At 69.3% G+C, this 23022-nt stretch carries 24 protein-coding genes; 11 read left to right on the plus strand and 13 right to left on the minus strand.

Annotated features, from left to right (window positions below; all coding sequences use genetic code 11):
* Nucleotides 1–46: 46 nt before the first annotated feature.
* Nucleotides 47–1021 carry a mechanosensitive ion channel family protein gene (locus DX914_RS05395; protein ID WP_196778829.1) on the minus strand — a complete coding sequence of 325 codons (975 nt, stop codon included), beginning with the start codon at nucleotides 1019–1021 and terminating at the stop codon, nucleotides 47–49.
* Between the two features lie 286 nt (nucleotides 1022–1307).
* On the opposite strand from DX914_RS05395, the gene DX914_RS05400 reads away from it, so the two are divergent.
* Both DX914_RS05400 and DX914_RS05405 read left to right on the plus strand, forming a co-directional pair.
* A complete protein-coding gene (locus DX914_RS05400) occupies nucleotides 1308–2669 on the plus strand; it encodes a sigma-54-dependent transcriptional regulator (RefSeq protein ID WP_147300607.1) in 1362 nt (453 codons plus the stop codon).
* A gap of 4 nt (nucleotides 2670–2673) precedes the next feature.
* Nucleotides 2674–2916: a hypothetical protein gene (locus DX914_RS05405; RefSeq protein WP_115858006.1), complete on the plus strand. Its 243-nt coding sequence runs from the start codon at nucleotides 2674–2676 to the stop codon at nucleotides 2914–2916.
* Between the two features lie 72 nt (nucleotides 2917–2988).
* Here DX914_RS05405 and DX914_RS20345 read toward each other — a convergent pair whose 3' ends face one another.
* The gene (locus DX914_RS20345; protein ID WP_196778830.1) at nucleotides 2989–4113 is read right to left on the minus strand and encodes a BON domain-containing protein; all 1125 of its coding nucleotides are present in this window, start codon (nucleotides 4111–4113) and stop codon (nucleotides 2989–2991) included.
* A 415-nt stretch (nucleotides 4114–4528) separates the two neighbouring features.
* On the opposite strand from DX914_RS20345, the gene DX914_RS05415 reads away from it, so the two are divergent.
* Nucleotides 4529–5113: an RES family NAD+ phosphorylase gene (locus DX914_RS05415; protein WP_115858007.1), complete on the plus strand. Its 585-nt coding sequence runs from the start codon at nucleotides 4529–4531 to the stop codon at nucleotides 5111–5113.
* Nucleotides 5114–5123: 10 nt separating this feature from the next.
* On the opposite strand, the gene DX914_RS05420 is transcribed toward DX914_RS05415, so the two are convergent.
* Nucleotides 5124–5798 (minus strand): UdgX family uracil-DNA binding protein, encoded by a 675-nt coding sequence (locus DX914_RS05420; protein WP_115858008.1) that lies wholly within the window; start codon nucleotides 5796–5798, stop codon nucleotides 5124–5126.
* Nucleotides 5799–5805: 7 nt separating this feature from the next.
* The gene (locus tag DX914_RS05425) at nucleotides 5806–6186 is read right to left on the minus strand and encodes a VOC family protein (protein WP_115858009.1); all 381 of its coding nucleotides are present in this window, start codon (nucleotides 6184–6186) and stop codon (nucleotides 5806–5808) included.
* A gap of 238 nt (nucleotides 6187–6424) precedes the next feature.
* Here DX914_RS05425 and otsB point away from each other — a divergent pair, with 238 nt between their 5' ends.
* From otsB to DX914_RS05460, 7 genes are all read left to right on the plus strand, one after another.
* Entirely contained in the window at nucleotides 6425–7180 is a 756-nt protein-coding gene (gene otsB / locus DX914_RS05430; RefSeq protein WP_115858010.1) for a trehalose-phosphatase, read from the plus strand.
* Between the two features lies 1 nt (nucleotide 7181).
* Entirely contained in the window at nucleotides 7182–8630 is a 1449-nt protein-coding gene (locus DX914_RS05435) for an alpha,alpha-trehalose-phosphate synthase (UDP-forming) (protein WP_115858011.1), read from the plus strand.
* A complete protein-coding gene (locus tag DX914_RS05440) occupies nucleotides 8627–9679 on the plus strand; it encodes a glycosyltransferase family 4 protein (protein WP_115858012.1) in 1053 nt (350 codons plus the stop codon). Before DX914_RS05435 ends, DX914_RS05440 begins: the two co-directional genes overlap by 4 nt.
* A 2-nt stretch (nucleotides 9680–9681) precedes the next feature.
* Nucleotides 9682–11802: an amylo-alpha-1,6-glucosidase gene (locus DX914_RS05445; RefSeq protein WP_231118151.1), complete on the plus strand. Its 2121-nt coding sequence runs from the start codon at nucleotides 9682–9684 to the stop codon at nucleotides 11800–11802.
* Nucleotides 11803–11916: 114 nt separating this feature from the next.
* Nucleotides 11917–12153, plus strand: coding sequence for a hypothetical protein (locus DX914_RS05450; RefSeq protein WP_115858013.1), 237 nt, complete (start codon nucleotides 11917–11919; stop codon nucleotides 12151–12153).
* Between the two features lie 19 nt (nucleotides 12154–12172).
* The gene (locus DX914_RS05455; RefSeq protein ID WP_115858014.1) at nucleotides 12173–13867 is read left to right on the plus strand and encodes an ABC1 kinase family protein; all 1695 of its coding nucleotides are present in this window, start codon (nucleotides 12173–12175) and stop codon (nucleotides 13865–13867) included.
* Nucleotides 13868–14013: 146 nt separating this feature from the next.
* Nucleotides 14014–14436 (plus strand): CBS domain-containing protein, encoded by a 423-nt coding sequence (locus tag DX914_RS05460; protein ID WP_115858015.1) that lies wholly within the window; start codon nucleotides 14014–14016, stop codon nucleotides 14434–14436.
* A 791-nt stretch (nucleotides 14437–15227) separates the two neighbouring features.
* On the opposite strand, the gene DX914_RS05465 is transcribed toward DX914_RS05460, so the two are convergent.
* From DX914_RS05465 to DX914_RS05505, 9 genes are all read right to left on the minus strand, one after another.
* Nucleotides 15228–15569 carry a gamma-glutamylcyclotransferase family protein gene (locus tag DX914_RS05465; RefSeq protein ID WP_115858016.1) on the minus strand — a complete coding sequence of 114 codons (342 nt, stop codon included), beginning with the start codon at nucleotides 15567–15569 and terminating at the stop codon, nucleotides 15228–15230.
* Nucleotides 15570–15658: 89 nt separating this feature from the next.
* Nucleotides 15659–17086, minus strand: a complete 1428-nt coding sequence (locus DX914_RS05470; protein ID WP_115858017.1) for a DUF2235 domain-containing protein — start codon at nucleotides 17084–17086, stop codon at nucleotides 15659–15661.
* Between the two features lie 81 nt (nucleotides 17087–17167).
* The gene (locus DX914_RS05475) at nucleotides 17168–17905 is read right to left on the minus strand and encodes a M15 family metallopeptidase (RefSeq protein ID WP_231118153.1); all 738 of its coding nucleotides are present in this window, start codon (nucleotides 17903–17905) and stop codon (nucleotides 17168–17170) included.
* A 113-nt stretch (nucleotides 17906–18018) separates the two neighbouring features.
* Nucleotides 18019–18621, minus strand: a complete 603-nt coding sequence (locus tag DX914_RS05480; RefSeq protein WP_115858019.1) for a DUF3011 domain-containing protein — start codon at nucleotides 18619–18621, stop codon at nucleotides 18019–18021.
* A gap of 11 nt (nucleotides 18622–18632) precedes the next feature.
* Nucleotides 18633–19136 (minus strand): penta-EF hand family protein, encoded by a 504-nt coding sequence (locus tag DX914_RS05485; RefSeq protein WP_115859143.1) that lies wholly within the window; start codon nucleotides 19134–19136, stop codon nucleotides 18633–18635.
* Between the two features lie 211 nt (nucleotides 19137–19347).
* Nucleotides 19348–19746, minus strand: coding sequence for a DUF4124 domain-containing protein (locus DX914_RS05490; RefSeq protein ID WP_115858020.1), 399 nt, complete (start codon nucleotides 19744–19746; stop codon nucleotides 19348–19350).
* 321 nt (nucleotides 19747–20067) lie between these two features.
* Nucleotides 20068–20517, minus strand: a complete 450-nt coding sequence (locus DX914_RS05495) for a nuclear transport factor 2 family protein (protein WP_115858021.1) — start codon at nucleotides 20515–20517, stop codon at nucleotides 20068–20070.
* A 104-nt stretch (nucleotides 20518–20621) separates the two neighbouring features.
* Nucleotides 20622–20858: a twin transmembrane helix small protein gene (locus tag DX914_RS05500; protein ID WP_269204248.1), complete on the minus strand. Its 237-nt coding sequence runs from the start codon at nucleotides 20856–20858 to the stop codon at nucleotides 20622–20624.
* 39 nt (nucleotides 20859–20897) lie between these two features.
* Nucleotides 20898–21257 carry a hypothetical protein gene (locus DX914_RS05505; protein ID WP_231118155.1) on the minus strand — a complete coding sequence of 120 codons (360 nt, stop codon included), beginning with the start codon at nucleotides 21255–21257 and terminating at the stop codon, nucleotides 20898–20900.
* Nucleotides 21258–21351: 94 nt separating this feature from the next.
* Between DX914_RS05505 and DX914_RS05510 the strand changes: the two genes are divergently transcribed.
* Nucleotides 21352–22776, plus strand: coding sequence for an aminotransferase-like domain-containing protein (locus tag DX914_RS05510; RefSeq protein ID WP_115858022.1), 1425 nt, complete (start codon nucleotides 21352–21354; stop codon nucleotides 22774–22776).
* Nucleotides 22777–23022 lie beyond the last annotated feature (246 nt).

Here is a 23022-nt window from a genome sequence, read left to right on the forward strand (position 1 = left end):
CGGGCATGGTGCGCCCGGGCCGCTGGTCATGCGGAGGAACGTCGCCTCACTCCGTCGGCGCGGTAGCGTCCAGCAGGTCGCGGGACTGCGACGCCGCGCTGCCGGCGCGCACCAGGTGCTGGCGTGCCTGCTCCGCGGCGGCGCTGTTCGAAGCGGACGCGGCGCCGGTCTTGCGCGCGGCCGCCATGGGCGGCTCATGGCGGCCCTGTTCCCAGCGCGAGGCCACGGCGATCGCGCGGCCGCGCACCGCCTCGATATCGTCGCCGCGCTGGTCGATCCAAGCACGCACGCGCACGGCCTGCTTGCCGTCCGCATACGCCTGAACGAAGGTCTCCACAGGCGGGTCGGCCAGCACGCCGTCGACGCCGGCGACGCAGTCTCGCAGTTCGGCCAAGCGCGCTTCGGCCGCGCCCTCGCCTGCTAGGCTCAGGTCGAACTCGAAACGCCGGCTGGGGTTCTGGGTGTAGTTCAGGATCACGCTCTTGAACACGATGGCATTGGGCACGCGCAGGTTGTTGCCGTCCAAGGTCATGAGCACGGTGGCGCGCGCGGTCATCGCCATGACCAAGCCCTCGTGCTCGGCGATCCTGACGTGGTCGTGCTGGCGGAACGGCTGGCGCAGGCTCAGCAGCACCCCGGCGATGTAGTTTTCGACGATGTCCTTGAAGGCGAAGCCCAGGGCGATGCCGACCACGCCCGCGGTGCCCAGTACCGCGCCGATCACCGCCGTGGCGTTGAGCAGCTGCAGGCCGGCGGTGAGCCCCAGCAGGGCCACGCCGCCCTTGATCGAACTGGCCAGCAGGTCCTTCAGGAAGGGATTGCGTCGCGCCACGCGCTGCACCGCCGCACGCCGGGACAGCCAACCGCCCAGCCACCATGCGGCCAGGGTCATCAACAAGGCCGCCAGCAGCAGCGGGGCCGCGCTGAACAGCCGCTGCACTTCGATCAGCATGCGTTCGCGCGCGCCGTCCCAGTCCGGGCTGGTCAGAGGTACTGCGGTCTTCGTGGTCGTCAGCAACATGCCTGCCTGGTCGTCGGTGCGAGCGTCGATGACGCGCTCGTGACCGTTCGCTTTCCCGCCATCGTGATCTGAACGGTTCACGCACGGGTACGCGCGATCGGATGACCAGGCTACCCGTTGCAGCGCGAACGTGCCGTGCATTCGCGCATCTCACGCGCGCGCCAACCTTCGCGCAAAAAGTTCATCACGCAGGAATCATTTTCCACGCACCCACGCTTAACAGAATCGGGAATAAGTTGAGCCTGCGCTGTACGTGGCGCTCATTCAACGCATAGGACTGCACTCCGTGTCTTCCAATACCGCGCTCCCGCGCGCGGACGATAGGGACCTCACCCTGCTGATCGTCGACGACGACCGCGACTTCGCCTTATCGGCGGCCGATTTCGCCCGCACCCGCGGCTACACGTCCTACCTCGCCCACTCGCTGGCGCAAACGCGCGACTTCGCGCGCCTGCCGGCGGTGGACCTGTTGCTGCTGGACCTGAACCTGCCCGACGGCTGCGGCTTCGACCTCATCGGGCAGCCCGGCCTGCCGGAGCTGGGGCAGATCGCCATCGTCACCGGCGAGCCGACGATGGAATCTGCGGCGCGCGCGGTGTCGCAACCGGTGATGGACTACCTGGTCAAGCCGCTGTGTCCGGCGCGTTTCGGCCAATTGCTGGACCGGGTGGCCGCCAGCGCACGTCCGGCGCCCAGCGCCGAGCGCATGGGCATGATCGGCCGCTCCGCGCCCATGCGCCGCTTGGCCGCGCAGCTGCAACGGGTGGCGCCTTCGCCGTTATCGGTGTTGATCAGCGGCGAAAGCGGCACCGGCAAGGAGCTGGCGGCGCGGGCGGTGCACGAGACCAGCGGCCGTAGCGGTGCCTTTGTCGCGGTCAATTGCGGCGCGATCGCGCCGGACCTGCTGGCCAGCCACCTGTTCGGCCACGAGCGCGGCAGCTTCACCGGCGCGGCCAGCCGCCATTTTGGCTACCTGGAGCAGGCCTCGGCCGGAACCCTGTTCCTGGACGAGATCACCGAGATGCCGCCGGCGCTGCAGGTGTACCTGTTGCGGGTGCTGGAAACGGGCCGCCTGACCCGGGTCGGCGGCAGCGACGAGATCGCGGTCGACCTGCGCCTGGTGGCCGCCACCAATCGCGACCCCGCGCAGGCGGTGGCGCAAGGCCTGCTGCGCGAAGACCTTTACTATCGCCTGGCCGACTTCCACCTCGAAATGCCGCCGCTGCGCAGCCGCGGCGACGACGCGGCGCTGATCGCACGCTCGTTGCTGGAACGCCTGAACCAGCGCTATGGCACCCGCAAGCGCTTCGCCGACGGGACCGACCTCGTGCTTTCCAGCCATCCCTGGCCGGGCAACGTACGCGAGCTCAACAGCACCGTGCAGCGCGCCTACCTGACCGCCGCCGGCGACGAAGTGCGCCTGGTGCCGGGACCCAACATGCGCGTATACGGCAGCGAGGACGATCCGGGCAGCGTCAGCTTTCGCGTCGGCATGAGCTATGCGGACATAGAGCGCCAGATGCTGCTCAAGACCCTGGCCCATTTCGGCCGCGACCGCACACGCACCGCGCGGGCGCTGGGCGTGAGCGTGCGCACCATCCACAACCAGATCGCCCGCCTGCGCGAAAGCGGTCACCAGGTGGATTGAGACCATGAGCGATCCGCCGTCCTTGCCCACGCAGAACGCTCCCGCGCCCAACGAAGGCGACTACGCACGCTGGCTGCACGGCTTGCGCAACGAGCTCAGCGCAGTGCTCATGGCCTGTGCGGCCGCCGATGCGGTGCTGGCCAGCGGAGACCTCGAATCGACCCGCAGGAACCTGCGCCGCGCCGCCGATGCCTGCGCTCGCGGCACCGAGTTGTTGCGCAAGGCGCCGCGCCAGTCCTCCGATTAGATTGCCTTAGCTCAGAGCCGCCGATAAAGCCGCGCCGAAGCCGCCACGGCGGCCTCGGCGCAGCGGCGCAACTCAGTGCGCCTGACCTGGGCCGCTGCCGGACCCGGTCTGCTTGGTCGGTTCCGTGCCCGTGCCCGCGCTGGCGGAACGTCCGCCGCCGCTGCGTTCGGCGGTGCCCTGGCGTCCTCCTTCCGAAGCGGTGGCCGTAGTGGGCGCCCCCTGACCGCGGCCACGCACGCGGATGCGGTTGTCCACGTCCTTGACGCCGGAGCAGGCGTCGGCGATGTCCTCGGCGCGGTGCTTCATCCAGCGATCGCTGACTTCGCCCTCCAGCACGATCTTGCCCTCGCTGCAGCGCACTTCGATGTCGCTGGCGTCGAGCAGGTCGTCTTCGGTCAGGCGCTCGTTCAGGTCCTCGGCGATGCGCTCGTCGGAGCGTGTATAGCTGCGCGGACCGCGGCCGCGATTGCCGCGCAGGCCCTGCTCGCGATACGTCGACGGCATGTCGTCGTAGGCATGCTCACGCGCGCTGACCGGATTGGCCTCGAAACCCGAGCCATAGGCCGAGCCGCTGAAACCGCTGCGCGCCGCGTAGCCCGAGGAGCGGCCGTAGCCCTCGCCCATCGAGCGCGAACGCGCGGCGTGGTCGGTGGCGTACTGGTCGTCTCCTGTCAGGCGGTCGCGGCCGCCGCTGCCCGCGCTTTCCCCGCCATACACGTAATAGCCGTGGCGGGCGTCGCCCTGTTCCGGCATGGGTTCGGCACCGCGGTAGTTCGGGCGCTGCGACCAGGGAAGTTCGTCTCGATCGTCGTCCCAGCCGGCGGACTGCGAGCGCTCGTCGAAACCACCGGCCCGCCAGCCGCTGTCGCCGTAGGCTTCGCCGCGATAGCCTCGCGGCTCCACGTCAGGGCCCTGTGCACCGTAGAAATCGCGTTCCTGCGCGGCTCGCGACTGTCGCGACGGGTTGCCGTCGTCCTGCCAGCCGCGGCCGTATTCGCGGCCGCCGCGCTCGGGATCGTAGGCGTAATCGCGGAAACCGGCCCGCGACGCCTGGCGCGTCTTGTCCTGCGACCAGGATTCCCGCTCCGAAGCCTGATAGCCGCGTTCGGCGCGCGGGTGACGCGGGTCGTCGCCGGAGCCGGTACGGCGCGCCTGCGATTCGGAATGGCGGCCGCTGCGGCCTTCGTGCTCTCTCATTTCGTCTCTCCTGTCGGTCATGTCGTTCAGCCATTCGCGGCCTCTGTGCAAGGCGCGCGCACCCAGCCGCATCGCCTCCTGGGCCACGGCCTTGAGCTCTCCGGTGCCGGCGACGTCGCGGCTCCGGTGTTGTTCTGGTTTACGCACGGATATGTCCTCCTCGAGATGCGGGGTTTTCGCTGTCGGTCGTGGGTGGGTTCCTGATTGATCCCGCAAGTCGCGTGCCAGCGCCGAAGGCCGTCGCTCGCACGCTATGCGTGCGCACCTGCCACCGGCGCGAAGCAACTGTTGCCTGCCGCTGCAGATTGTTCGCGCGGCTCCGATCTGCGATGCACGGACGCGGCCATCGGCCATGGCATGAAGCTTGCGCATCTGTCCTTATCCAGCTTCTCCCCGCGAAGCGCGCGAGCCGAACATGAATGCCTCCAGCACCTCACAGCAACGGCCTGCGCTGGCCAAGCGCGACAAACAATTGGCCGACTCCTTCCCCGCCAGCGATCCGCCTTCCACCACCGACCCGCGCGCGCCACAGCCGCAGCCGGCTCATCCGCATCTGTCGCTGTACCGGGTGGTGGCGGCCGAAGACGCCGATCGGGCCTACAGCGAGGACGCCGTTGCCAACGACGCGCGCTGGACCTCTCCCGGGCGCAGGGTGGTCTACGCTTCGCTCAGCCCCGCAAGCGCGGTACTGGAATTCCTGGTCCATGCACGGGGCGAGATTCCGCGCGAACTCCGCCTGGCCGTGGCCAGCGTGCCCGCCGATTGCTGCCACACCGCGGATCGGGTACCCGAAGACTGGGACCAGCGGCCGTATCGCGAACACGTGCGCCGCGTGGGCGACTGCTGGTTGGACAGCGGTTGCTCGCTGGGCCTGCTGGTGCCCAGCGCACTGTCGCCGCGCGAGAAGAACGTGCTGCTGAGCCTGTCGCACCAGGACTGCGCGCGCCTGCAGCTACTGTCGCAGGACTTGCTGAGGCTGGACACGCGGCTGACATCCTGATCGCCGCGACTCAGCGCCCGCCTGCGCCGCCAGTGGTGGCCTGCAAGGTCTCGGCCAGCAAGCTCAGATCCTGCACCAGCTCGCGATAACGGCGATCGCGCTCCGGCGGCGGCGTTCGCAGCACGGCGGAAGGATGCCAGGTGGCCAAGGCGCGGCTGCGCGTATCCAGTTCGATCCAGCGGCCGCGCTCGCGACTCAGGCGGAAGCCGGCACCGAACAGGGTCTGCGCGGCCATCGCCCCCAGGGCCACCGTCAAGCGTGGACGCAGGCGCAACCACTCTGCGGCCAGCCACACCCGGCATGCCTCCTGCTCTTGCGCGTTGGCGCGGTTATGCAGCCGGCGTTTGCCGCGTTGCCGGAATTTGAAATGCTTGACCGTATTGGTCAGATACAGGCGGCGACGATCCAGGCCCGCCTCGGCCAAGGCACGATCCAACAAACGGCCGGCCGGCCCCACGAACGGCCGCGCCGCCAGGTCCTCTTCATCGCCAGGCTGCTCGCCGATCAGCATGGCCTGCGCGCGTGCCGGACCCTCGCCGAACACCGTCGCCGTAGCGTGGCGCCACAGCGGGCAGGCGCGGCAATCGGCGGCCTGCGCACGCAAAGCACGTAGGCCGCCCTGCGGCACCGGCGCGGTGACCGGCTTGGCGAACGGCGGCGTGCGCGGAGGCGTGCCGGCAGCCATGCGCGCCTCAGCGCCAGACGTTGCTGTGCGCCGGGAAATCGCTGCGCTGCGGCGGCAGCACGCAGAAGCGCTGGCCGGTGGGCGCGGCCAGCACCCACCAACGCTTGATCTGGACGATGCGCGCGGCGCCCAGCCGCTCCAGACGCACCACCTCGGCCTCCACGTCGTCCGTTTCGATATCCAGGTGCACCCGGCTCGCGTGCGGCACCGCTTGCACCAGTACGCAGGGCTGATCGGCGTGCACCAGCAAGCGACGGTACATGGCATCGGCCGCATCGCGCATGGGCTCGGTGCGGCAACCTAGGGCCTGGCCCCAGAATTGCGCGGCCCAGTCGGGGTCGGTGGTTTCGCAATCGATCACGACTTGGGCCAGTCGGCTTCTGTGCATGCCCGCGCTCCCGGACGGTGACGAACACTGCGCTGCAAGCGTCATGCCAGAACCGCGCGATACGCGGCGCGGACCAGCCACGGCGGCGCGATCGCGAAGCTGTGCGCTCCGCGTTCACTGAAGTTACTTCCCTGGTGCGAACAAATTTCCCGATTCAGGCCATTTTTTCGACCCTATCGCATGATTTCAGGCAGGCGTTTGGACTCGGCGATCACGGCCATCTCGTTAGCATGCGTTCATGGCCGCATCCGAACCCGCACTTCCCGCACCACCGGTATTGGCGAACGATTGGGCTCTGTTTCTCGACGTGGACGGCTGCCTGCTCGAGCACGCGCCCACGCCGCAACAGGTCTGCGTGCCGGAGCGGTTGGGGCAGCGCTTATGCGGTATCGCCGCGGAGCTGAACGGCGCGCTGGCGCTGGTCAGCGGGCGCTCTATCGCGGCGCTGGACGGCCTGTTTCCGGAATGCGCGCAGCTGTGCGTGGTCGGCCTGCACGGTTTGGAGCGGCGCGGTGCCCAGACCGACCGCTGCGCGCCCGAACCGCCGCCGGCGCTGGCCGCCGTGCTGCGCGAGAGCGATCGCCTGCTGCAGACCTATCCGGGGGCCTGCGTGGAAATGTCCGGGCCGTGCTTGAATTTGCACTGGCGCGCCGCGCCGCAGGCGGCGACGGCGATGACCGCGTTCGCCGAGGCGGCGCTGCCGCGCCTGTCCGGCTACGGCTTGCACCGTGGAGCGCACGGCATCGAGGTGCGCCCCGGTGGCAGCGACAAAGGCAGCGCCATAGCCGAACTCCTGCAGCGCCCGCCGTTCCGCGGCCGGCGGCCGGTGTTCGTGGGCGACGATCCGGCGGACGAATGCGGCTTCGCCGTGGTCAATGCGCACGACGGCATCAGCGTACTGGTGGGCCGGCGCGCCAACAGCGCCGCGCACCACGGCCTGCCCGGGCCCGAGCAGGTGCGGCGCTGGCTGGGCGCACAGGCGCAGGCGGCCTGACATGGCGCGCACGGTCCTGGTATCCAATCGCGTGGCCTTGCCGGGTCGTCAGCGCCCCGGCGGTCTGGCAGTGGCATTGCGCGCCGCCGTGCGCGAAGACGCGGGACTGTGGTTCGGCTGGAGCGGACGCATCGGCAACGCAACACAGTTGCCGCAACGTTGCCGCGACGGCGGGGTGGACTATCTCACTGTGGGCCTCAACGAAGACGAGGCCGCCGCCTACTATCGCGATTATTCCAATCGCGTGCTGTGGCCGCTGCTGCACTCGCGTGTGGACCTGATCGACTACCAGCAGCCATGCAGCGAGGGCTACCGGCGCGTCAACGCCCGCTTCGCCCGCGTGCTCGCGCGCGAACTGCGCGGCGACGACCTGATCTGGGTGCACGACTACCACCTGGTGCCGCTGGCGCACGAACTGCGCAATCTGGGGGTGAGCAACCGCATCGGCTTCTTCCTGCATGTGCCCTTCCCTCCCGCCGACCTGGCCGCGGTGCTGCCACGGCATCGCGAGTTGTTCGGCTGCCTGGCCGACTACGATTTGGTCGGCGTGCAGACCCAGGCCGACGCGACCCATCTGCGCGAGTATCTGGACACGCACGCGCCTGTGGCTGGGCCAGGCGGCGCGATCCGACGCTCGCCGCGCGTGGATGCCTATCCGGTCGGCATCGACGCCGAAGCCATCGCCGCGCAGGCTGCGTTGGCCGAGAGCACCGACGACGTGCGCCGCCTGCGCGCCAGCCTGGGCGGCCGCGGGCTGGCGATCGGCGTAGACCGGCTGGATTATTCCAAGGGGCTGCCCGAGCGCCTGCGCGCCTTCGGCCAGCATTTAGCGCGCCACCCGGACCTGTGCGGGCAGCTGACCTACCTGCAAATCGCCACGCCTTCGCGTAGCGAGGTGGCCGAGTACCGTCACTTGCGCGCGGAGTTGGATGCGCTGGCGGGGCATATCAACGGCGCTCATGCGCGCCCGGACTGGACGCCCATCCGCTACGTCAACCACGACTATCCCCACCGCGTGCTCACCGGCTTTTACCGTGCCGCGCGCATCGGCTTGGTCACGCCGCTGCGCGACGGCATGAACCTGGTCGCCAAGGAATACGCAGCCAGTCAGTCCGCCGACGATCCCGGCGTACTGGTGTTGTCGCGGTTCGCCGGTGCGGCCCAGCAGATGCAGGCGGCCGTGCTGGTCAATCCGCACGACGGCGACGAGGTCGCCGACGCGATCGCGACGGCCGCACGCATGCCGCTGGCGCAGCGGCGCGAGCGCTGGCATGCGCTGTGGGATGGCCTGCGCCGCGACGACATCGTGCAGTGGCGCCGCCGATACCTGCAGGACCTGGCCGAGTGCGGACCGCGCGGGCGCGCCTTGCCGGCGCCTGCGCTCCCTTCCACGCCGCGCCACGGCACCGCCTTGGCCGCCCTTTCCCCCGCGAGCAAGACGACCCTATGAAAATCGCCCAGATCTCCCCGCTTTACGAGTCGGTGCCGCCGCGCTTGTACGGCGGCACCGAGCGAGTGGTCGCGCACCTCAGCGATGCGCTGGTGGCCGCGGGCCACGAGGTGACCCTGTTCGCATCCGCGGACGCCCGCACGAGCGCGTGCCTGGCTCCCGTGCGCGACCAGGCGATCCGGCTCGACCCGACCCCGCTCAAATCCAACGTGGCGGCGCACTTGAGCATGATGGACGAAGTGCGCCGGCGCGCCGGCGAGTTCGATGTGCTGCATTTCCACGTGGACCTGCTGCACTTCCCGTTCTTCGAGGACTGCGCCGAACGTACTCTGACCACCCTGCACGGGCGTTTGGACCACAAGGACCTACCCGAGCTGTACCGGCGCTGGCCGCGCTACCCGCTGGTGTCGATCTCCGACCATCAACGCCGGCCGCTGCCGCATGCGCACTGGCTGGGAACCGTTCATCACGGATTGCCGCCGGACCTCTATCCCTTCGTGGCCGAGCCCAGCGGCGGCTACCTGGCGTTCCTGGGCAGGATCTCGCCGGAAAAGCGCCTGGACCGCGCGATCGAGATCGCGCGCCGCGCGGGCTATCCGCTGAAGATCGCGGCCAAGGTGGACAAGGCCGATCTGGACTACTTCCACGAGACCATCGAACCCCTGCTGGGCGCGCCCGGGATCGAGTTCGTCGGCGAGATCGGCGATGCGCAGAAGGCCGAGTTCCTGGGCCAGGCCGCGGCGCTGCTGTTCCCCATCGACTGGCCGGAACCGTTCGGCCTGGTGATGATCGAGGCCATGGCCTGCGGCACGCCGGTAATCGGCTGGAACTGCGGTTCGGTGCCGGAGGTGTTGGACGAAGGCCTCAGCGGCCGCATCGTAGATTCCATCGATGCGGCGGTCGCGGCGGTGGCCGATCTGCGCGACTTCGACCGGGCCCGCATCCGCGCGGTGTTCGAGCGGCGTTATTCCGCCGCGGCGATGGCGCAGGACTATGTGCAGCTCTATACGCGTCTGGCCGCGCACCGGGGCCGCCTGAAGAGGGCCTGAGCGTGGACTCGGCCACTACCGCCGCGCTGTACGCCAGCCACGTGCTCAAGGACGGCGACAGTTTTCTGATCGCCAACGGTTACGGCGACATCGCCGGGCCCAGCGAGGGCCTGTTCCACAACGACACGCGCCTGCTCAGCCTGTACCGGCTGAGCCTGGGCGAGGCGCGACCGGCGCTGCTCGGCGCCTCGGTGTCGCGCGACAACGCCTTCTTCGTCGCCCACCTGACCAACCGCGCGCTGTCGCCGCTGGGCGAAGCCGGCACGCCGCAGGGGCTGGTGCACATCGCCCGCACCCGGCTGCTGCTGCACGAACGCATGTACGAGCGCATCGCCTGCACCAACTACGACTCCCGCCCGGCGCTGCTGCCCCTGCGCTTCGAACTGGCAGCCGACTTCCGCGACATGTTCGAGGTGCGCGGCAGCGTGCGCAAGGCGCGCGGCGAAATGCTCGCCTCGCAAGCGGACGGTTACCGCCGCCGCTTCCAGTACCGAGGCCTGGACGGCGTGCTGCGCAGCTCGTTCATCGCCTACTCCCACGCGCCCACGGCCGAGGACGGCAACGGGTTGGACATCCATCTGCGCATCGAACCCGGCGGCCACACCGAGCTGTACGTGGAGGCCGGCGTTGCCAGCCAGGACGATGCGGCGCCCTCGCGCCAACGCTACCGCCAGGCCGCCGCGCAGGCGCGCCTGCGCATGCGCCAACGCCAGCGCCGCGGCGCCCGCATCAGCAGCAACGGCCCCTTGTTCGACGAATGGATGCGCCGCTCGCGCTCCGATCTGGCGCTGTTGACCAGCGAACTGTCCAGCGGGCCGTATCCCTACGCCGGCATCCCCTGGTTCTCCACCCCGTTCGGCCGCGATGCGGTGATCACCGCGCTGCAGACGCTGTGGCTGGACCCGGGCCTAGCGCGTGGCGTGCTGCGCTTCCTGGCCGAGCATCAGGCGCAGGAGGAGTCCGCCTTCCTGGATGCGGCGCCGGGCAAGATCATGCACGAGACGCGCAAGGGCGAGATGTCCAGCCTGCGCGAGCTGCCTTTCGGCCTGTATTACGGCGGCGTCGACACCACGCCGCTGTTCGTGCTGCTGGCCGGCGCCTACGCGCGCCGCACCGGCGACTACGGCTTCATCGACGGCTTGTGGCCGGCCTTGCGCGCGGCCACCGCCTGGATCGAGCGGGTCTGCGATGCCAACCCGTGGGGCCTGCTCGACTACGCCCGGCGCGAAGCCAGCGGGCTGGCCAACCAGGGCTGGAAAGACAGCGAGGACTCCGTGTTCCACGCCGACGGCCGCTTCCCCCCCGGCCCCATCGCCCTGGTCGAAGTGCAGGGCTACGCCTACGCCGCGTTCCGCGCCATGGCCGAACTCGGCCGCCGCCGCGAAGATGCCCAGGCCGATGCCTGGGAGCGGCGTGCCGAGCGTTTGCGCGCGACGGTGCAGGAAAAGTATTGGATGGCCGAGGCCGGCTACTACGGCATCGCCGTGGATGGCGAAGGCAAGCGCTGCGAAGTGCTGGCGAGCAACCCAGGCCACCTGCTCTACGTCGGCCTGCCGGATCCGGCGCATGCGCAGGCGGTGGCGGAACGAATGATGCAGCCGGCCTTCTATACCGGCTGGGGCCTGCGCACACTGGCCAAGGGCGAACCGCGCTACAACCCCATGTCCTACCACAACGGTTCGGTGTGGCCGCACGACAGCGCGCTGTGCGCCGCCGGCCTCGCGCGCTACGGCGGCCGCGATGTGGCCGCGCGCCTGTTGCGCAGCGCGTTCGAAACCGCGGTGCATTTCGACATGCGCCTGCCCGAGTTGTACTGCGGCTTCGCCCGCCGCCCGGGCGCGCCGCCCATCCCTTACCCCGTGGCCTGTCTGCCGCAGGCCTGGGCCGCGGGCTCGCCCTTCATGCTGCTGCAGGCCTGCTTGGGCGTGGAGGTGGACGGCGAGCAGCGGGTGGTGCATGTGAACCGGCCGAAGTTGCCGCCAGGCATCGACGACGTGCGCGTGCATGGTCTGGTCGTCGGCGAGGAACGCGTGGATCTGGTGTTCAAGCAGTTCGGCGACCGCGTCGGCGTGTTCAGCGAAAGCCGCCACGCCAGCGCGGTGCCGGTCAACCTGCGCAACTGAGGCGCCGGCATGTTCATCGGACCGGATCGGACGAGGAAAGGGAGACCTGCGGCGGCGCTGGCACGCGGCTTGCTTCGTCAGCAGATGCGGATCGCGTTACGTCGGGAGCCCAGCATGAACTCGGAACGGGACCATCGCGAACAGTTGGAGCGTGCCTTGGACGGCCTGGACCACGCGGTCGCGGCCTGGCTGGCCGATCCGCCGGAACGGCGCGTGCTGGAGCGGGAGTTCGAGATCGCCGTAGCGCGCATCCTGGTCCACACCGGAGCACTGGACTACGACTACGTGGTCGGCCGCATCCGCCACAGCATCCTGAGCTTGTTCGAACCGCGTTCCCCCACCTTGCACTGAGGGCATACAGGAGCACGCGATGAACACGAACCCGCAGGATCCGCCGCATAGCGAGAACGCTGCGATGCGTGCGGCGCGCATCCTCGCCTTCGTCGCCAAGTACCGGCATATCGCCGCGTTCTCGGACCTGGGCGCGGAAAGTGGAGCGCAGCCCGAAGCGGCGCGTCCGCATCCGGATGCCGAAGCCTTCGTACGCGACCTGGAGACGATGGGGCCGGCATTCGTGAAGCTGGGCCAGGCGCTGTCTACCCGGCCGGACCTGCTGCCCGAGGACGTGCATCGCGCCCTGGGGCGCATGCACGACCAGGTCGGCCCGGTGCTGCCGTATGCGCAGGTGCGCGAGTTGGTCGAGCAACGCCTGGGGGCGCGCTTGACCAAGGTGTTCGCCGAGTTCGACGAAACCCCGATCGGCAGCGCCTCGCTGGCGCAGGTGCATGCCGCGCGCCTGCGCGACGGCCGCGAAGTGGCGGTGAAGGTGCAACGCCCCGGCATCGAGCAGGTGATCGCCACCGACCTGGACATCCTGCGCCGGCTGGCCCGCACCGCGGACAAGGTCACCCCGACCGGCCGGCGCGTGCATTTCGCCGATTGGCTGGACGAATTTCATCGCGCCTTGCAGGGAGAGCTGGACTATCGCGCCGAGGCGCGCAACCTGCATCGCTTCGGCGACTACGTATCGCCGTACGCGTCGCTGTACGTTCCGCAGCCCATCTGGGATCTCTGCGGCCCCGCGCTGATCACCCTGGAGCGCGTGCACGGCCGCAGCGTGCTCGGCCTGTCCGGCCTGTTGCGCACGGAGTGCGACTTCGACGCAGCGGCGGCGGACCTGTTGCGCGCTTATCTGGACCAGACCTTCCTGCACGGCGAAATCCACGCCGATCCGCATCCGGGCAACGTGCTGCTGGCCGACGACGGCCGCCTGGCGATCATCGACCTGGGCATGATCGTGCACGTGCCGCCGCAGCGGCGCGAGCGCCTGCTCAAGCTGATGCTGGCCGCGCTGGACGGTCGCGGCGAGGACGTGGCCAGCGAAATGACCGGCATCTCGGTGCGGCTGGAAGGATTCGACGAAGTGCGCTACCGTCGCGAACTGGGCCATCTGGTCGGCCGCTATGCCGCGCACCAGGCCGAGGAAAGCCTGGCCGAGGGCAGTCTGCTGATCGAGGTGGTGCGGGTTTCGGTGGACTGCGGCCTGCGCCCGCCCGCCGAACTGGGCCTGCTGGGCCGCACCCTGCTCAATCTGCAGGCGGTGATCCACGCCCTGGCCCCGGAACTGAACATCGAGGCGGTGGTACGTCCGCACTTGCGTCAACTGATGCGCCAGCGGCTGGCGCAGGGGCTGTCGCTGTCGGGTCTGGCCGCCGAATCGCTGGAGCTGCAGAACCTGATGCGCGAAGCGCCGCGCAAGCTGCAATCGCTGCTGTCCCTGTTGGCGGACAACAAGCTGCAGATCTCGATCGCCGGCATGGAAGAGTCGCGGTTGATGGAAGCGCTGCAGAAGATCGCCAACCGGATCAGCACCGGCGCGATCGCCGCCGCACTGATCCTGGCCTCGGCCCTGATCATGCGCATCGATACGCCTTACCGGTTGTTCGGCTACCCGGCGCTGGCGCTGGTGCTGTTCCTGCTGGCTTGCGTGCTGGGCCTGGCCCTGGTGGTCAGCGCCTTGCTCAGCGACCGCAAGGCCCCCAGCCGCAAGTCGCCGCCGCCCTGAACCGCATTCGAGGCCAAACGTTGGGCGACGCTCACATTATCGGGACCGCGCGGTAACGCGACGATGACCACACTGGCTAGCGTCCCCCACGGCGGCGGCAGACCGATGGACACGCCGCCGCCGCGAACAACGACCCGGAGACCACGATGAAAGTCGACAGCCTGATGACCCCCTCCCCCACGGCCGCCGCGCCGTCCACCAGCCTGCGCGCGGTCGCGCGCATGATGCTGGATCACGACGTAGGCGAAATTCCCATCGTCGACGAAACCGGCGCCCCGCTCGGCGTGGTCACCGACCGCGACATCGTGGTGCGCCTGGTCGCCCACGGCCAGGACCCGACCCAGGTGGCCGCCAGCGACTGCATGACCAGCCCGCCGGTGACGGTGGCTGTCGATGCGGACATGAAGGACTGCGCCGAACGCATGATGCGCGAGCAAATCCGGCGCGTGTTGGTGGTCGACACCCAAGGCCGCCTGTGCGGCATCGTCGCCATGGCCGATCTGGAACGCGATCAAAGCCTGCGCTCGGTTCGGGCGGAGGTGGGCCGACGGGTGTCGCAGCCGCATTGAGGGCCACGACGCAAGATCGCGCATGCCCTCACCTCAAGCCCTCTCCCGCAAGCGAGAGTGAGGCGAAAAGCAGCAGGCAGCGCCGGATGCATCCCCTCTCCCGTTTGCGGGAGAGGGTTAGGGTGAGCGAAGCGAATGCTTTTGATCCCCGCTCGGGCACCGAACTCGCCGCGCAAACAGAAGACCCGGAGAGCCTGCCCCCGCGAAGGCCGGGGGGCGGCGCACAGGAGGTGCGCCGTTTTTCGCTGGCACAGGATGTGCCATCGAAAAATCCCCGCGCGCGCATCGCTCTCGCAGGGGAGCTCTGGGGAAGCGTTTTTCTTTGGTCACTTTCTTCTGACGCTTATCAAAAGAAAGTGACCCAGCCGCTTGCGGACGGAAGCTGTTGCTGTTGCTTCAACCAGCACACCCAAACACCTGCGCGAGCTCGGAGCTGATCGCGGCTTACGCCGCTCCTACCCCAAGGCGCCAGGGCAGACCGCACGCCGACCGAGAGCTTCGTCGTAGCTGCGGATTCGCGGTCGCAGCTTGCGCAGCTCCTACCCCAAAGCCGGGAGCAGGCAGCGCTAGGCCTCCGCGAGCTCGGAGCTGATCGCGGCTCACTCCGCTCCTACAGCAGGTCCCACAGAGACCGGAGCGTTCGTCGTAATCGCGGGGGCGTGGTCGCAGCTCACGCAGCACCTGCCCCAAAGCTGGGAGCAGGCAGCGCCAAGCCTCCGCGAGTTCGGAGCGGATCGCGGCTCACGCCGCTCCTACCCCGGAGCGAGAGCGCTACGAGGGATTGGAGGGCGCTAGCGCGGGGGTGCGCTGCTGAGTTCGTAGACGTAGGCTTCGACTTGGCGGCCGTCGTGCAGCAGGGCCACCGCAGGAACGCGTCGGTAGCCCTCGCCCTCGAATTCGTCCAGACGCGCCCAATGCGCCGCCAGTTCCGGCGAGCTGAAAACCAGCCCATCGACGGGCTCGGCGCTTTCGTCCAGCACGATGCCGGGATAGCCCGCAGCCGCGCCCCAGCCTTCGGCGAGCAGACGGCCACGCATTTGGGCGGGCTCCCATTGTCCCGGCACGTCGGCCAGCACGTGCGCGTTCGGGCGGCCGGGCGCCAGCGTTCCGTATACGAAGAGTCGGTCGGTCATGCCGCCCTGGATAACACGAGCGGAGGGCGGATTTCCATGCCTCCAGTTACGATGCCTCCGCTTGGAAAGGCAGGCGCGTCCGGCCAGCGTCAGGGCGTGCCGTCGCCGTAGTAGTGCGCCGTAGCCGGGTGCGTGCGCAGCGACTGTGGCCGATAAGGCCGGCGCAATCCGCATTGCATCACCTCCTGCAGGGCGAAACGTTCCAGCACCGACGGGTCCAGCTCGGCCGTAGCCGGTATGTCCCGCAACCGCTCGGGCCAACAGATGCCGAACCAGTTCAGCAGACGATGCTTCTGCCGGAACGCATGGCGCTCGCAGTGCTGCGGCCCGCCCGCGTCGGGGAACAGGTACAGCTTGCTGCGGTCGATCCGCACCGGGTGCTCCAAGGCCAGGGCTTCGCCGAGCATCCATTGCAGGGACAGATCGGACAACCGCGACTCCTCCTCGGCATAGCTGCCGCCGACATCGGAATGGTTGCCCGGGAACCAGCGCTGCTGCAGCTGCGGCGCGCGCCCCTCCCTGGCCGCCTTTTCGCCTTCGGCGCGGCCGCCCCACTCCACCCGGGCGAAATGGCGGCGGGTTTCGTCCACCGCCAGCGCATGGCGCACGATGGGGACGCGCGGGTCCAGGTAACGGTCGAAGTGCTTGCCGTGCCACAGCGCGAAATGCCAGGGCCACCACCGGGCGCGAGCGCCCTTGGGCGACATGCGCACGGTGGAGCGCAGGTACAGCAGCAGCACCGCGCCGAACAGCACGGCGAAGGTCGAGGCCGTGGTGATCGCCGGCGGCCAGTCGCGCCAGGCATGCATGATCGCGGCGAACAACGAGGCCACGCCGAAACCAGCCAAGGCCGCGACCGCTCCCAGGATGATGCGTATCGGAATCGGCAAGCCCAGCGCGGCGACCGAATCGAACACCCCCATGAAGTACGGGTAGACGTCGCCGCGGTTGGGATCCTTGCCCGCGCCGTAGCGGCTGCGGAAGCGCTGCGCCAGCGCTTCGCGCTCGATCTCGAAGGTCTTGCGCGGGTGGCCGGCGCCGTGGCCGTACACATGCACGGCTTCGGCCGCGATCGCGCGCAGCTCGCGGCCGTCGCGCGGCAGCGGCCCGCCCTCGCCGTCCTGGGTGGGTACGCCGCAGAGGTTGAGCACGTTGGCCAGCGCTCGCGCGGTGTAGCCGCCGCGGCTGAAGCCGAACAGGTAGATGCGGTCGCCGGGCTCGTAGTGGCGCAGGATGGCTTCGTAGCAATCCACGACGTTGCGCTGGAAGCCCAGGCCCACGGCCATGCCGGCGATGGACTTGAAGGTTTCGACCGGGCTGAAGGTGATCGCGCCGGAGGCGGTGACCGTGCCCAGGCCGGGATCGTAGAAGGCGACCTGCTCGGCCGGATCGATCGGGCTGTCGGGCCCGCTGCGGGTGGCGCGGTAGAGCTTGTAGACGTTGCTCAGGCGCTGGTCCGGGCGCAGTCCGCCGGCCTGGCCGGTGCCGTCGGCGTAGATCAGGATGTTCTTGGGCATGCTGCGAGTCCGATTCGCAAGGCGCTAACCCCCTGTTAGCGCGACCAGCCTAGCAGAAGGCGCGGCTCCGCCAGAGCTGCCTCAGCGCAGCGGGAAGTCGTAGGCGGTATCGGGCGTGGGCTCGGGCTTATAGGTGTAGTGCCACCACTCCAGCGGATAGTTGGCGAAGCCCTCGCGGGCCATCGCCTGCAGCAGCCGCTGCCGGTTCGCACGCTGCTGCGGCGTGGCGCCCGGCCAATCGGTGTGGGCGGACGGGTCGAAGTAATCGTAGCTGGTGCCCATGTCCAGCGGCGCGCAGCGGCGGCCGGCGTCGCAGCGCTGCAACGTCAGATCGAGCGTGGCGCCACGGCTGTGGCCGGAGGTCGGCGCGATGTAGTCGCCCAGCAGTTCGCGCTTGTCCAGGTTCGGGTAGTAGGCGGCCTTAGTCGATTGCTCGCCCGGATCGCCGGCCCAGGCGACGAAGTCGGCGACGGCCTGCATGGGCCGGTAACAGTCGTAGATCAGTAGGCTCAGTCCCTGCTCGCGCAGCGAGGCCTCTACCCGCTGCAAGGCCTCGGCGACCGGGCGCAGCAGGTAACAGCGTGGCGCAAGGTAGCCGGCGACCGGACGCCCGGTGAAATTGCGCGAGCCCGCATAGCGGATGTCGTAGGCCAAGTCCGGCACCAGGCTGCGCAGTTCGACCATGCCGGCTTCGTCGGCATCGCGTGCCGGCGAGCGCTGCGGCACGGTTGGCGCGGCAGCTGGCAGGATCGAGCGCGGCGGCGCGTGACCGCACGCACTCAGCAGCAGCGCAAGCACCCACCACGCTGGCGTCCGCATGCACGTGCACACGCGACGGGCACGGCTGCGCGAGTCCGCAGCGACCCGCGTCGCTGCGGCGATCATCGCCCTACCCCGATGCCGGAACCCGCCATCCCGCGCAAGCGCCGGCCTCAGTACACGCCGAAATCGGCGCGGCAGCCGTTGTCGACCCAGATGCTGTTGCGCTCCACGCCCCAGTTCTGGCCGTACTGGCAATAGGTCTTGCTGAGCTGGCGTTGCACCTCGACATGGCCGCGGCCGTAGTAAGGACAGCGCACGTAGCGGTTGTCGGTGGACTCGCAGCGCACCACGTTGTTGGGCTGATAGCCGTTGCCGCCGTAGTACGGGCCGTCGTCGTAGTAACGGTCGCGATCGCGGTCCTTCTTGTTCTTGTTGGCCAGGATCGCAGCGCCCAGCAGGCCCACGACGACCGCGCCGGCGATGGCGCCGGAGTTGTCGCGGCCGGAAGACTGGCCTTCGCCGACGTAGAACTCCGCACGGCAGCCGTTGGTCACCCAGATGCGGTTGCGGTCGTAGCCCCAGGTGTCGTTCTGCCAACAGCCCGACGAGCTGAGCTGGCGCGACAGGGTCACGCCGCCGCGGGTGTCGACCGGGCAGCTCTGGTACTGGCCGTTGCCGGACTCGCAGCGCACGGTCTGGCCGGCCGCGTGCGCGGGACCGGCCAGCGGTGCGACCAGGCCCAGGATCAGGATGGAACTGACGATGCGTTTCATGGTCGTCTCCTTCACTTGGCGGCCTGGCGCGCCTGGGCCAGGGCTTCGAGCTGGGCGCCGTCGAGGTAGCCGTCGCGGTCGGTATCGAAGCTGTCGAATACCGGGCGCAGGGCGTCGCCGTAGGCGTCGAGGGTGACTTCGCGCTGGCCGGATTCGGCACGCGCCACCGGTACCAGATGGGCGGGAATCTCGTCGCCGCGCAGCACGCCGTCACGGTCGGCGTCGGCCTGGGCGAAGCGGCGGATCATGGCGTTGCGGTATTCCTCGAAGGAGAGCTTGCCGTCGCCGTCGCGGTCCATGCGCTTGAGCAAGCCGGCGGCGGTGACGGGATCGGGCGCGGCACCGGCCTTGGCCTGCTTCTGCGCGGCCGGTACGGGCAAGGCGATACACAGCAACAGGATCAGCAGCAACGGGCGACATGGTTTCATGCGGATCTCCTGGTGGTGGGCAGCGGCCAGCCGCCGCCGTTCGGGCGCGGCCAGGCCAGGCAGGGTGGGCGGTCGCGGGGTGGGCATTCCTGCTCCTTTGCGTCGAACGTCGTCCTGGCGGTCGAGGGGCCGCCCACGGGCACGGGCGGCTAGCGGCGCGCCGCAGCCGGTCGAGCCGGACTGCGAACCATGGCTCTCCCTCCATGCGGCGCGCAGCCACACTAATAGAGCAGCGGATGTTAGGCCAGCATGAGGCCGGCCCGACCTGCGATTGCACCGCGATCCGCAGCGCCCCGCTCTATTTGCAGGCGTCGTAAACCGCGTCGTTGAGGCGGCGCACCAGGTCGTAGTCGCGGTCCATGCCCGCCGCCTCGAGAGCCCGCTCGCGCTTGGCCCGCGCGCTCACGCAAGCCGAACTGCCGCCCAGCGCGATCAGGTGCGCGCCGCCACCGCGCGGTCGGTCGGTGCCGGCCAGGCGCGAGAGGTAGCCGGGGTCGGGGCGGCGCGGTGCGCGCACCGGCGAGAAGGCGGGCATGACGGTACCGCTCTCCCAGACCTGGATCAGGCGCATGCCCTGCGCGCAGGCTTGGGACTGGTAATGCGGCACGCCATCGGCGGCGAGGCATTTGTAGATGGTTTGCGCGCCGGCAGATGCGGGCAGCAACAGGAACAAGAACAGCACGACGGCGATAGGCATGGCGGTGACGGCTCCAATCGGACCTGCGCCGGAGGGCGCAACGGGTCGGTGTCGTCAGCCTGCCGTCGGCGCAGGACACATCGCATCGCCGCGATGGCCGTCGTAAGCGCAGTGCACGCCCTATTCGGAGGTAGGAAATGTCCTAGCCTGCGAAGAGCCGGAGTGCGGGAGCGAGGTGAGCCGACATCGGCTCCGGACTCGCCAGAACGCCGGCGCTCGGGGGTATCGCGGCTTACGCCCCTCCCACATCCCACCTGCGTCGGCGGGCGTGGTGGCGCGGTCGCGGCTCACGCCGCTCCTACCCCAATGCGGTTGCGCGGGTCATGGGGACTTGGGCGGCAATTTGGAGGCATGGCTGGCCACCATCACCCAGCCCTTCGGCGTGCGCACATAGGTATCGGTGAACTGGAAGTCGGCCGCGAACGCCTGGCCGCCGAACACGCCCTTGACCTCGGTCACGCCCAGAGCGATGGCGGTGTCGTCGCCGTAGAAGCGCAGCTGGGTGCCGTGGTTGCGGAACACCTCGTACTGGGCGGTGCCGCTGGCCAGTTCGGCGACTTCGTCGTCGCGCGTGGTGATCTTGCCGTTGGACGCGGTCAGGGTGAACCGCGGGTCCAGATGGCGCCCGATCCAGTCCGCGTCCTCGCGTTCGTAGGCGGCGCAGATCTCGCGTTCGGCCTGCAGGATGGCGCGCTCGTCGGCGCTGCGGTCGGCGGCGGCGACGGGGGCGGATACGGCCAGGCACAGGGGCAGCAACCAGATCGAGCGCATTGCGGGCAGTCCTTCTATCGGGGGTGGGAGGACGCCTGCGCGCCCCTACGCCCAGCATGCCCGTACCCGCGTTGCGTAGGCTGCACCGATCTTGCGCTTTGGCCTCAGTAGCCCACGCCGTGCGGCTGGATCACGCCGCTGAAGATGCCGGCCGCGACCAGCGCGATCAGCGCCACCGACAAGGCGATGCGCCGGGTCAGCGCGTTGACCGTGCGCTTGCTCTGGCCCTGGTCGACGAGCATGTAGTACATGCCCGCGCCCAGGTTCCAGAGAATCAGCGCCATGAAGGCGAGGATGAACAAGGTTTTCAGAGCGTAGTCCTGCCGGCTCGGCCGGCGCAGTAAGGAACGGCCCGCGCAGCGCCGCGGGCGGCGCACCGCTTAGCCGGCGGTGGCGGACGCGCGCCAGCCGCGCAACAGCCGCAAGCGCAGCAGGAAGGCGGCGGTCATCAGGCCCAGGAACAGGCCGTAGGCCACCGAGGTCGCCAGCACCTGCTTCCAGATCGCGCCGGCGCTGGGGTCGGCGTTGTACATCGACCAGTGCATGCCCCACCCCGCCGCCAGCGTGGCCAGCAGCAGCGCGCCGGCGTCGAACAGGCTGCGCGCGGGCGGCCGCGGCTGCCGCGGGTAGGCCCAGTACAGCCAGGACAGGATCGAGAACCAGGGCACGAACAGGATCAAGGCGAGATTGAGTTCGACCTGGGGGTTCATGGCGGCGGCGAGCATGGCGCGGAGGCTCATGAGGGGGTATGGCGGCATGGTGCGCGGACCGGATCAGTTCCGCCAGAATCAGAAATCGGATAAAAAACCATATCAGTTGCCAGGAACGGCCCCTATGAAGCGCTACCAGGCCCTGGCCGACGACATCGCCGCGTCCATCCGCGACGGCCTGCTGCGGCCGGGCCAGCGCCTGCCCTCGGTGCGCCGCACCAGCACCGCCCGCGGGGTCAGCCCGGCCACGGTGTTCCAGGCCTATTACCTGCTGGAGGCGCGCGGCCTGGTGCGCTCGCGCGCACGTTCGGGCTACTACGTGAGCAGCGCCCCGCCGGCCTTGCCGCCGGAGCCCGACGCGGCTTCGCAGCCCGACGGCGAGTCGCGTCCGGTGGACGTGAGCGAGCTGGTGTTCGAAGTGCTGGAATCGGCGATGGCGCGCGACGTGGTGCCGCTGGGCTCGGCCTTCCCCAGCCCGCAGCTGTTCCCGCTGCGCAAGCTCGGCCGCGCGATGGCCTCGGCCGCGGTGCACCTGGACCCGTGGAGCACGGTCGACGAGCTGACCCCTGGCAAGGTCGCGCTACGCCGGCAGATCGCGCTGCGCTACCGCATCGACGGGCTGCAGGTGGGCGCGGACGCAATCGTGATCACCAACGGCGCGCTGGAAGCCTTGAACCTGTGCGTGACCGCGCTGACCCAGCCCGGCGACGCGGTGCTGGTCGAATCGCCCTGCTTCTACGCCACGCTGCAATCGCTGGAGCGCCACGGCCTGCGCGCGATCGAAGTGCCCACCCATCCGCGCGACGGCATCGACCTGGACGCGATGGACGCGGCCATCGGGCGGCACCGGCCGAAGGCCTGCTGGCTGATGACCAACTTCCAGAATCCGCTGGGCAGCGCCATGCCCGACGAGAAAAAACGCGCCCTGGTCGAGCGCCTGACCCGCCACGGCGTGCCGTTGATCGAAGACGACGTGTACGGCGAGCTGTATTTCGGCGAGCGCCGCCCCACGCCGGCCAAGGCCTACGACCGCGACGGTCTGGTCATGCATTGCGCTTCGTTCTCCAAGACGCTGGCGCCGGGCTACCGCATCGGTTGGGTCGCGCCCGGCCGCTACCTGCGCGAGGTCGCGCGCGCCAAGCTCACCGCCACGCTCAGCACCTGCGTGCCGGCGCAGCTGGCGTTGGCCGATTACCTGGCCCAGGGCGGCTACGACCGCCATCTGCGCCGCCTGCGCACCGCGCTGCTCGCGCAACAAGGACAGTACCTGGAGGCGGTGGCGCGCCACTTCCCCGAAGGCACGCGCGTGACCCGGCCCGCAGGCGGGTACTTCTTGTGGATCGAACTCCCGGAAGGCGCCGATGCGCTGCGCGTGTACCGGCAAGCGGCGGACATGGGCATCAGCATCGCGCCGGGGCCGATGTTCTCGGTGCGGCGCGGCTTCGGTCATTGCCTGCGGCTCAACTGCGGGCATCCGCTGGACGAGCGGGTGGAGGCGGCGCTGGCGACTTTGGGCCGGCTCGCGGCGGCCAGCGCCGGCATTGCTTGAATGCCACAATAAGCAGTAGAGAGTGCGGAAGCGAGAACGCATTAGCACACATGGCGATCCGCAATTCGCACAGCCATCATGCGTATTTTTTGCGCAAACCAGACGTGTGGCTGCGTGAAGAACGCGTCTACAAACTGAACGACTCGTCAAAATAGTGCCCACAGGCACCAGCAACGTTGCACACCGTTAACCCATACGCACCTAGATTGTCCCTGCAACCACGGGGGAATTCGCAGTGTTCAAAGT

This window comes from Lysobacter silvisoli (assembly GCF_003382365.1).
GTDB classification, from domain to species: domain Bacteria; phylum Pseudomonadota; class Gammaproteobacteria; order Xanthomonadales; family Xanthomonadaceae; genus Lysobacter; species Lysobacter silvisoli.

Excerpts from the sequence above, each read along its gene's own strand:
- DX914_RS05395 (WP_196778829.1), bottom strand. The coding sequence starts at position 1,021 with ATGTTGCTGACGACCACGAAGACCGCAGTACCTCTGACCAGCCCGGAC.
- DX914_RS05405 (WP_115858006.1), top strand. The coding sequence starts at position 2,674 with ATGAGCGATCCGCCGTCCTTGCCCACGCAGAACGCTCCCGCGCCCAAC.
- DX914_RS20345 (WP_196778830.1), bottom strand. The coding sequence starts at position 4,113 with ATGAGAGAGCACGAAGGCCGCAGCGGCCGCCATTCCGAATCGCAGGCG.
- DX914_RS05415 (WP_115858007.1), top strand. The coding sequence starts at position 4,529 with ATGAATGCCTCCAGCACCTCACAGCAACGGCCTGCGCTGGCCAAGCGC.
- DX914_RS05420 (WP_115858008.1), bottom strand. The coding sequence starts at position 5,798 with ATGGCTGCCGGCACGCCTCCGCGCACGCCGCCGTTCGCCAAGCCGGTC.
- DX914_RS05425 (WP_115858009.1), bottom strand. The coding sequence starts at position 6,186 with ATGCACAGAAGCCGACTGGCCCAAGTCGTGATCGATTGCGAAACCACC.
- otsB (WP_115858010.1), top strand. The coding sequence starts at position 6,425 with ATGGCCGCATCCGAACCCGCACTTCCCGCACCACCGGTATTGGCGAAC.
- DX914_RS05435 (WP_115858011.1), top strand. The coding sequence starts at position 7,182 with ATGGCGCGCACGGTCCTGGTATCCAATCGCGTGGCCTTGCCGGGTCGT.
- DX914_RS05440 (WP_115858012.1), top strand. The coding sequence starts at position 8,627 with ATGAAAATCGCCCAGATCTCCCCGCTTTACGAGTCGGTGCCGCCGCGC.
- DX914_RS05450 (WP_115858013.1), top strand. The coding sequence starts at position 11,917 with ATGAACTCGGAACGGGACCATCGCGAACAGTTGGAGCGTGCCTTGGAC.
- DX914_RS05455 (WP_115858014.1), top strand. The coding sequence starts at position 12,173 with ATGAACACGAACCCGCAGGATCCGCCGCATAGCGAGAACGCTGCGATG.
- DX914_RS05460 (WP_115858015.1), top strand. The coding sequence starts at position 14,014 with ATGAAAGTCGACAGCCTGATGACCCCCTCCCCCACGGCCGCCGCGCCG.
- DX914_RS05465 (WP_115858016.1), bottom strand. The coding sequence starts at position 15,569 with ATGACCGACCGACTCTTCGTATACGGAACGCTGGCGCCCGGCCGCCCG.
- DX914_RS05470 (WP_115858017.1), bottom strand. The coding sequence starts at position 17,086 with ATGCCCAAGAACATCCTGATCTACGCCGACGGCACCGGCCAGGCCGGC.
- DX914_RS05475 (WP_231118153.1), bottom strand. The coding sequence starts at position 17,905 with ATGCGGACGCCAGCGTGGTGGGTGCTTGCGCTGCTGCTGAGTGCGTGC.
- DX914_RS05480 (WP_115858019.1), bottom strand. The coding sequence starts at position 18,621 with ATGAAACGCATCGTCAGTTCCATCCTGATCCTGGGCCTGGTCGCACCG.
- DX914_RS05485 (WP_115859143.1), bottom strand. The coding sequence starts at position 19,136 with ATGCCCACCCCGCGACCGCCCACCCTGCCTGGCCTGGCCGCGCCCGAA.
- DX914_RS05490 (WP_115858020.1), bottom strand. The coding sequence starts at position 19,746 with ATGCCTATCGCCGTCGTGCTGTTCTTGTTCCTGTTGCTGCCCGCATCT.
- DX914_RS05495 (WP_115858021.1), bottom strand. The coding sequence starts at position 20,517 with ATGCGCTCGATCTGGTTGCTGCCCCTGTGCCTGGCCGTATCCGCCCCC.
- DX914_RS05505 (WP_231118155.1), bottom strand. The coding sequence starts at position 21,257 with ATGAGCCTCCGCGCCATGCTCGCCGCCGCCATGAACCCCCAGGTCGAA.
- DX914_RS05510 (WP_115858022.1), top strand. The coding sequence starts at position 21,352 with ATGAAGCGCTACCAGGCCCTGGCCGACGACATCGCCGCGTCCATCCGC.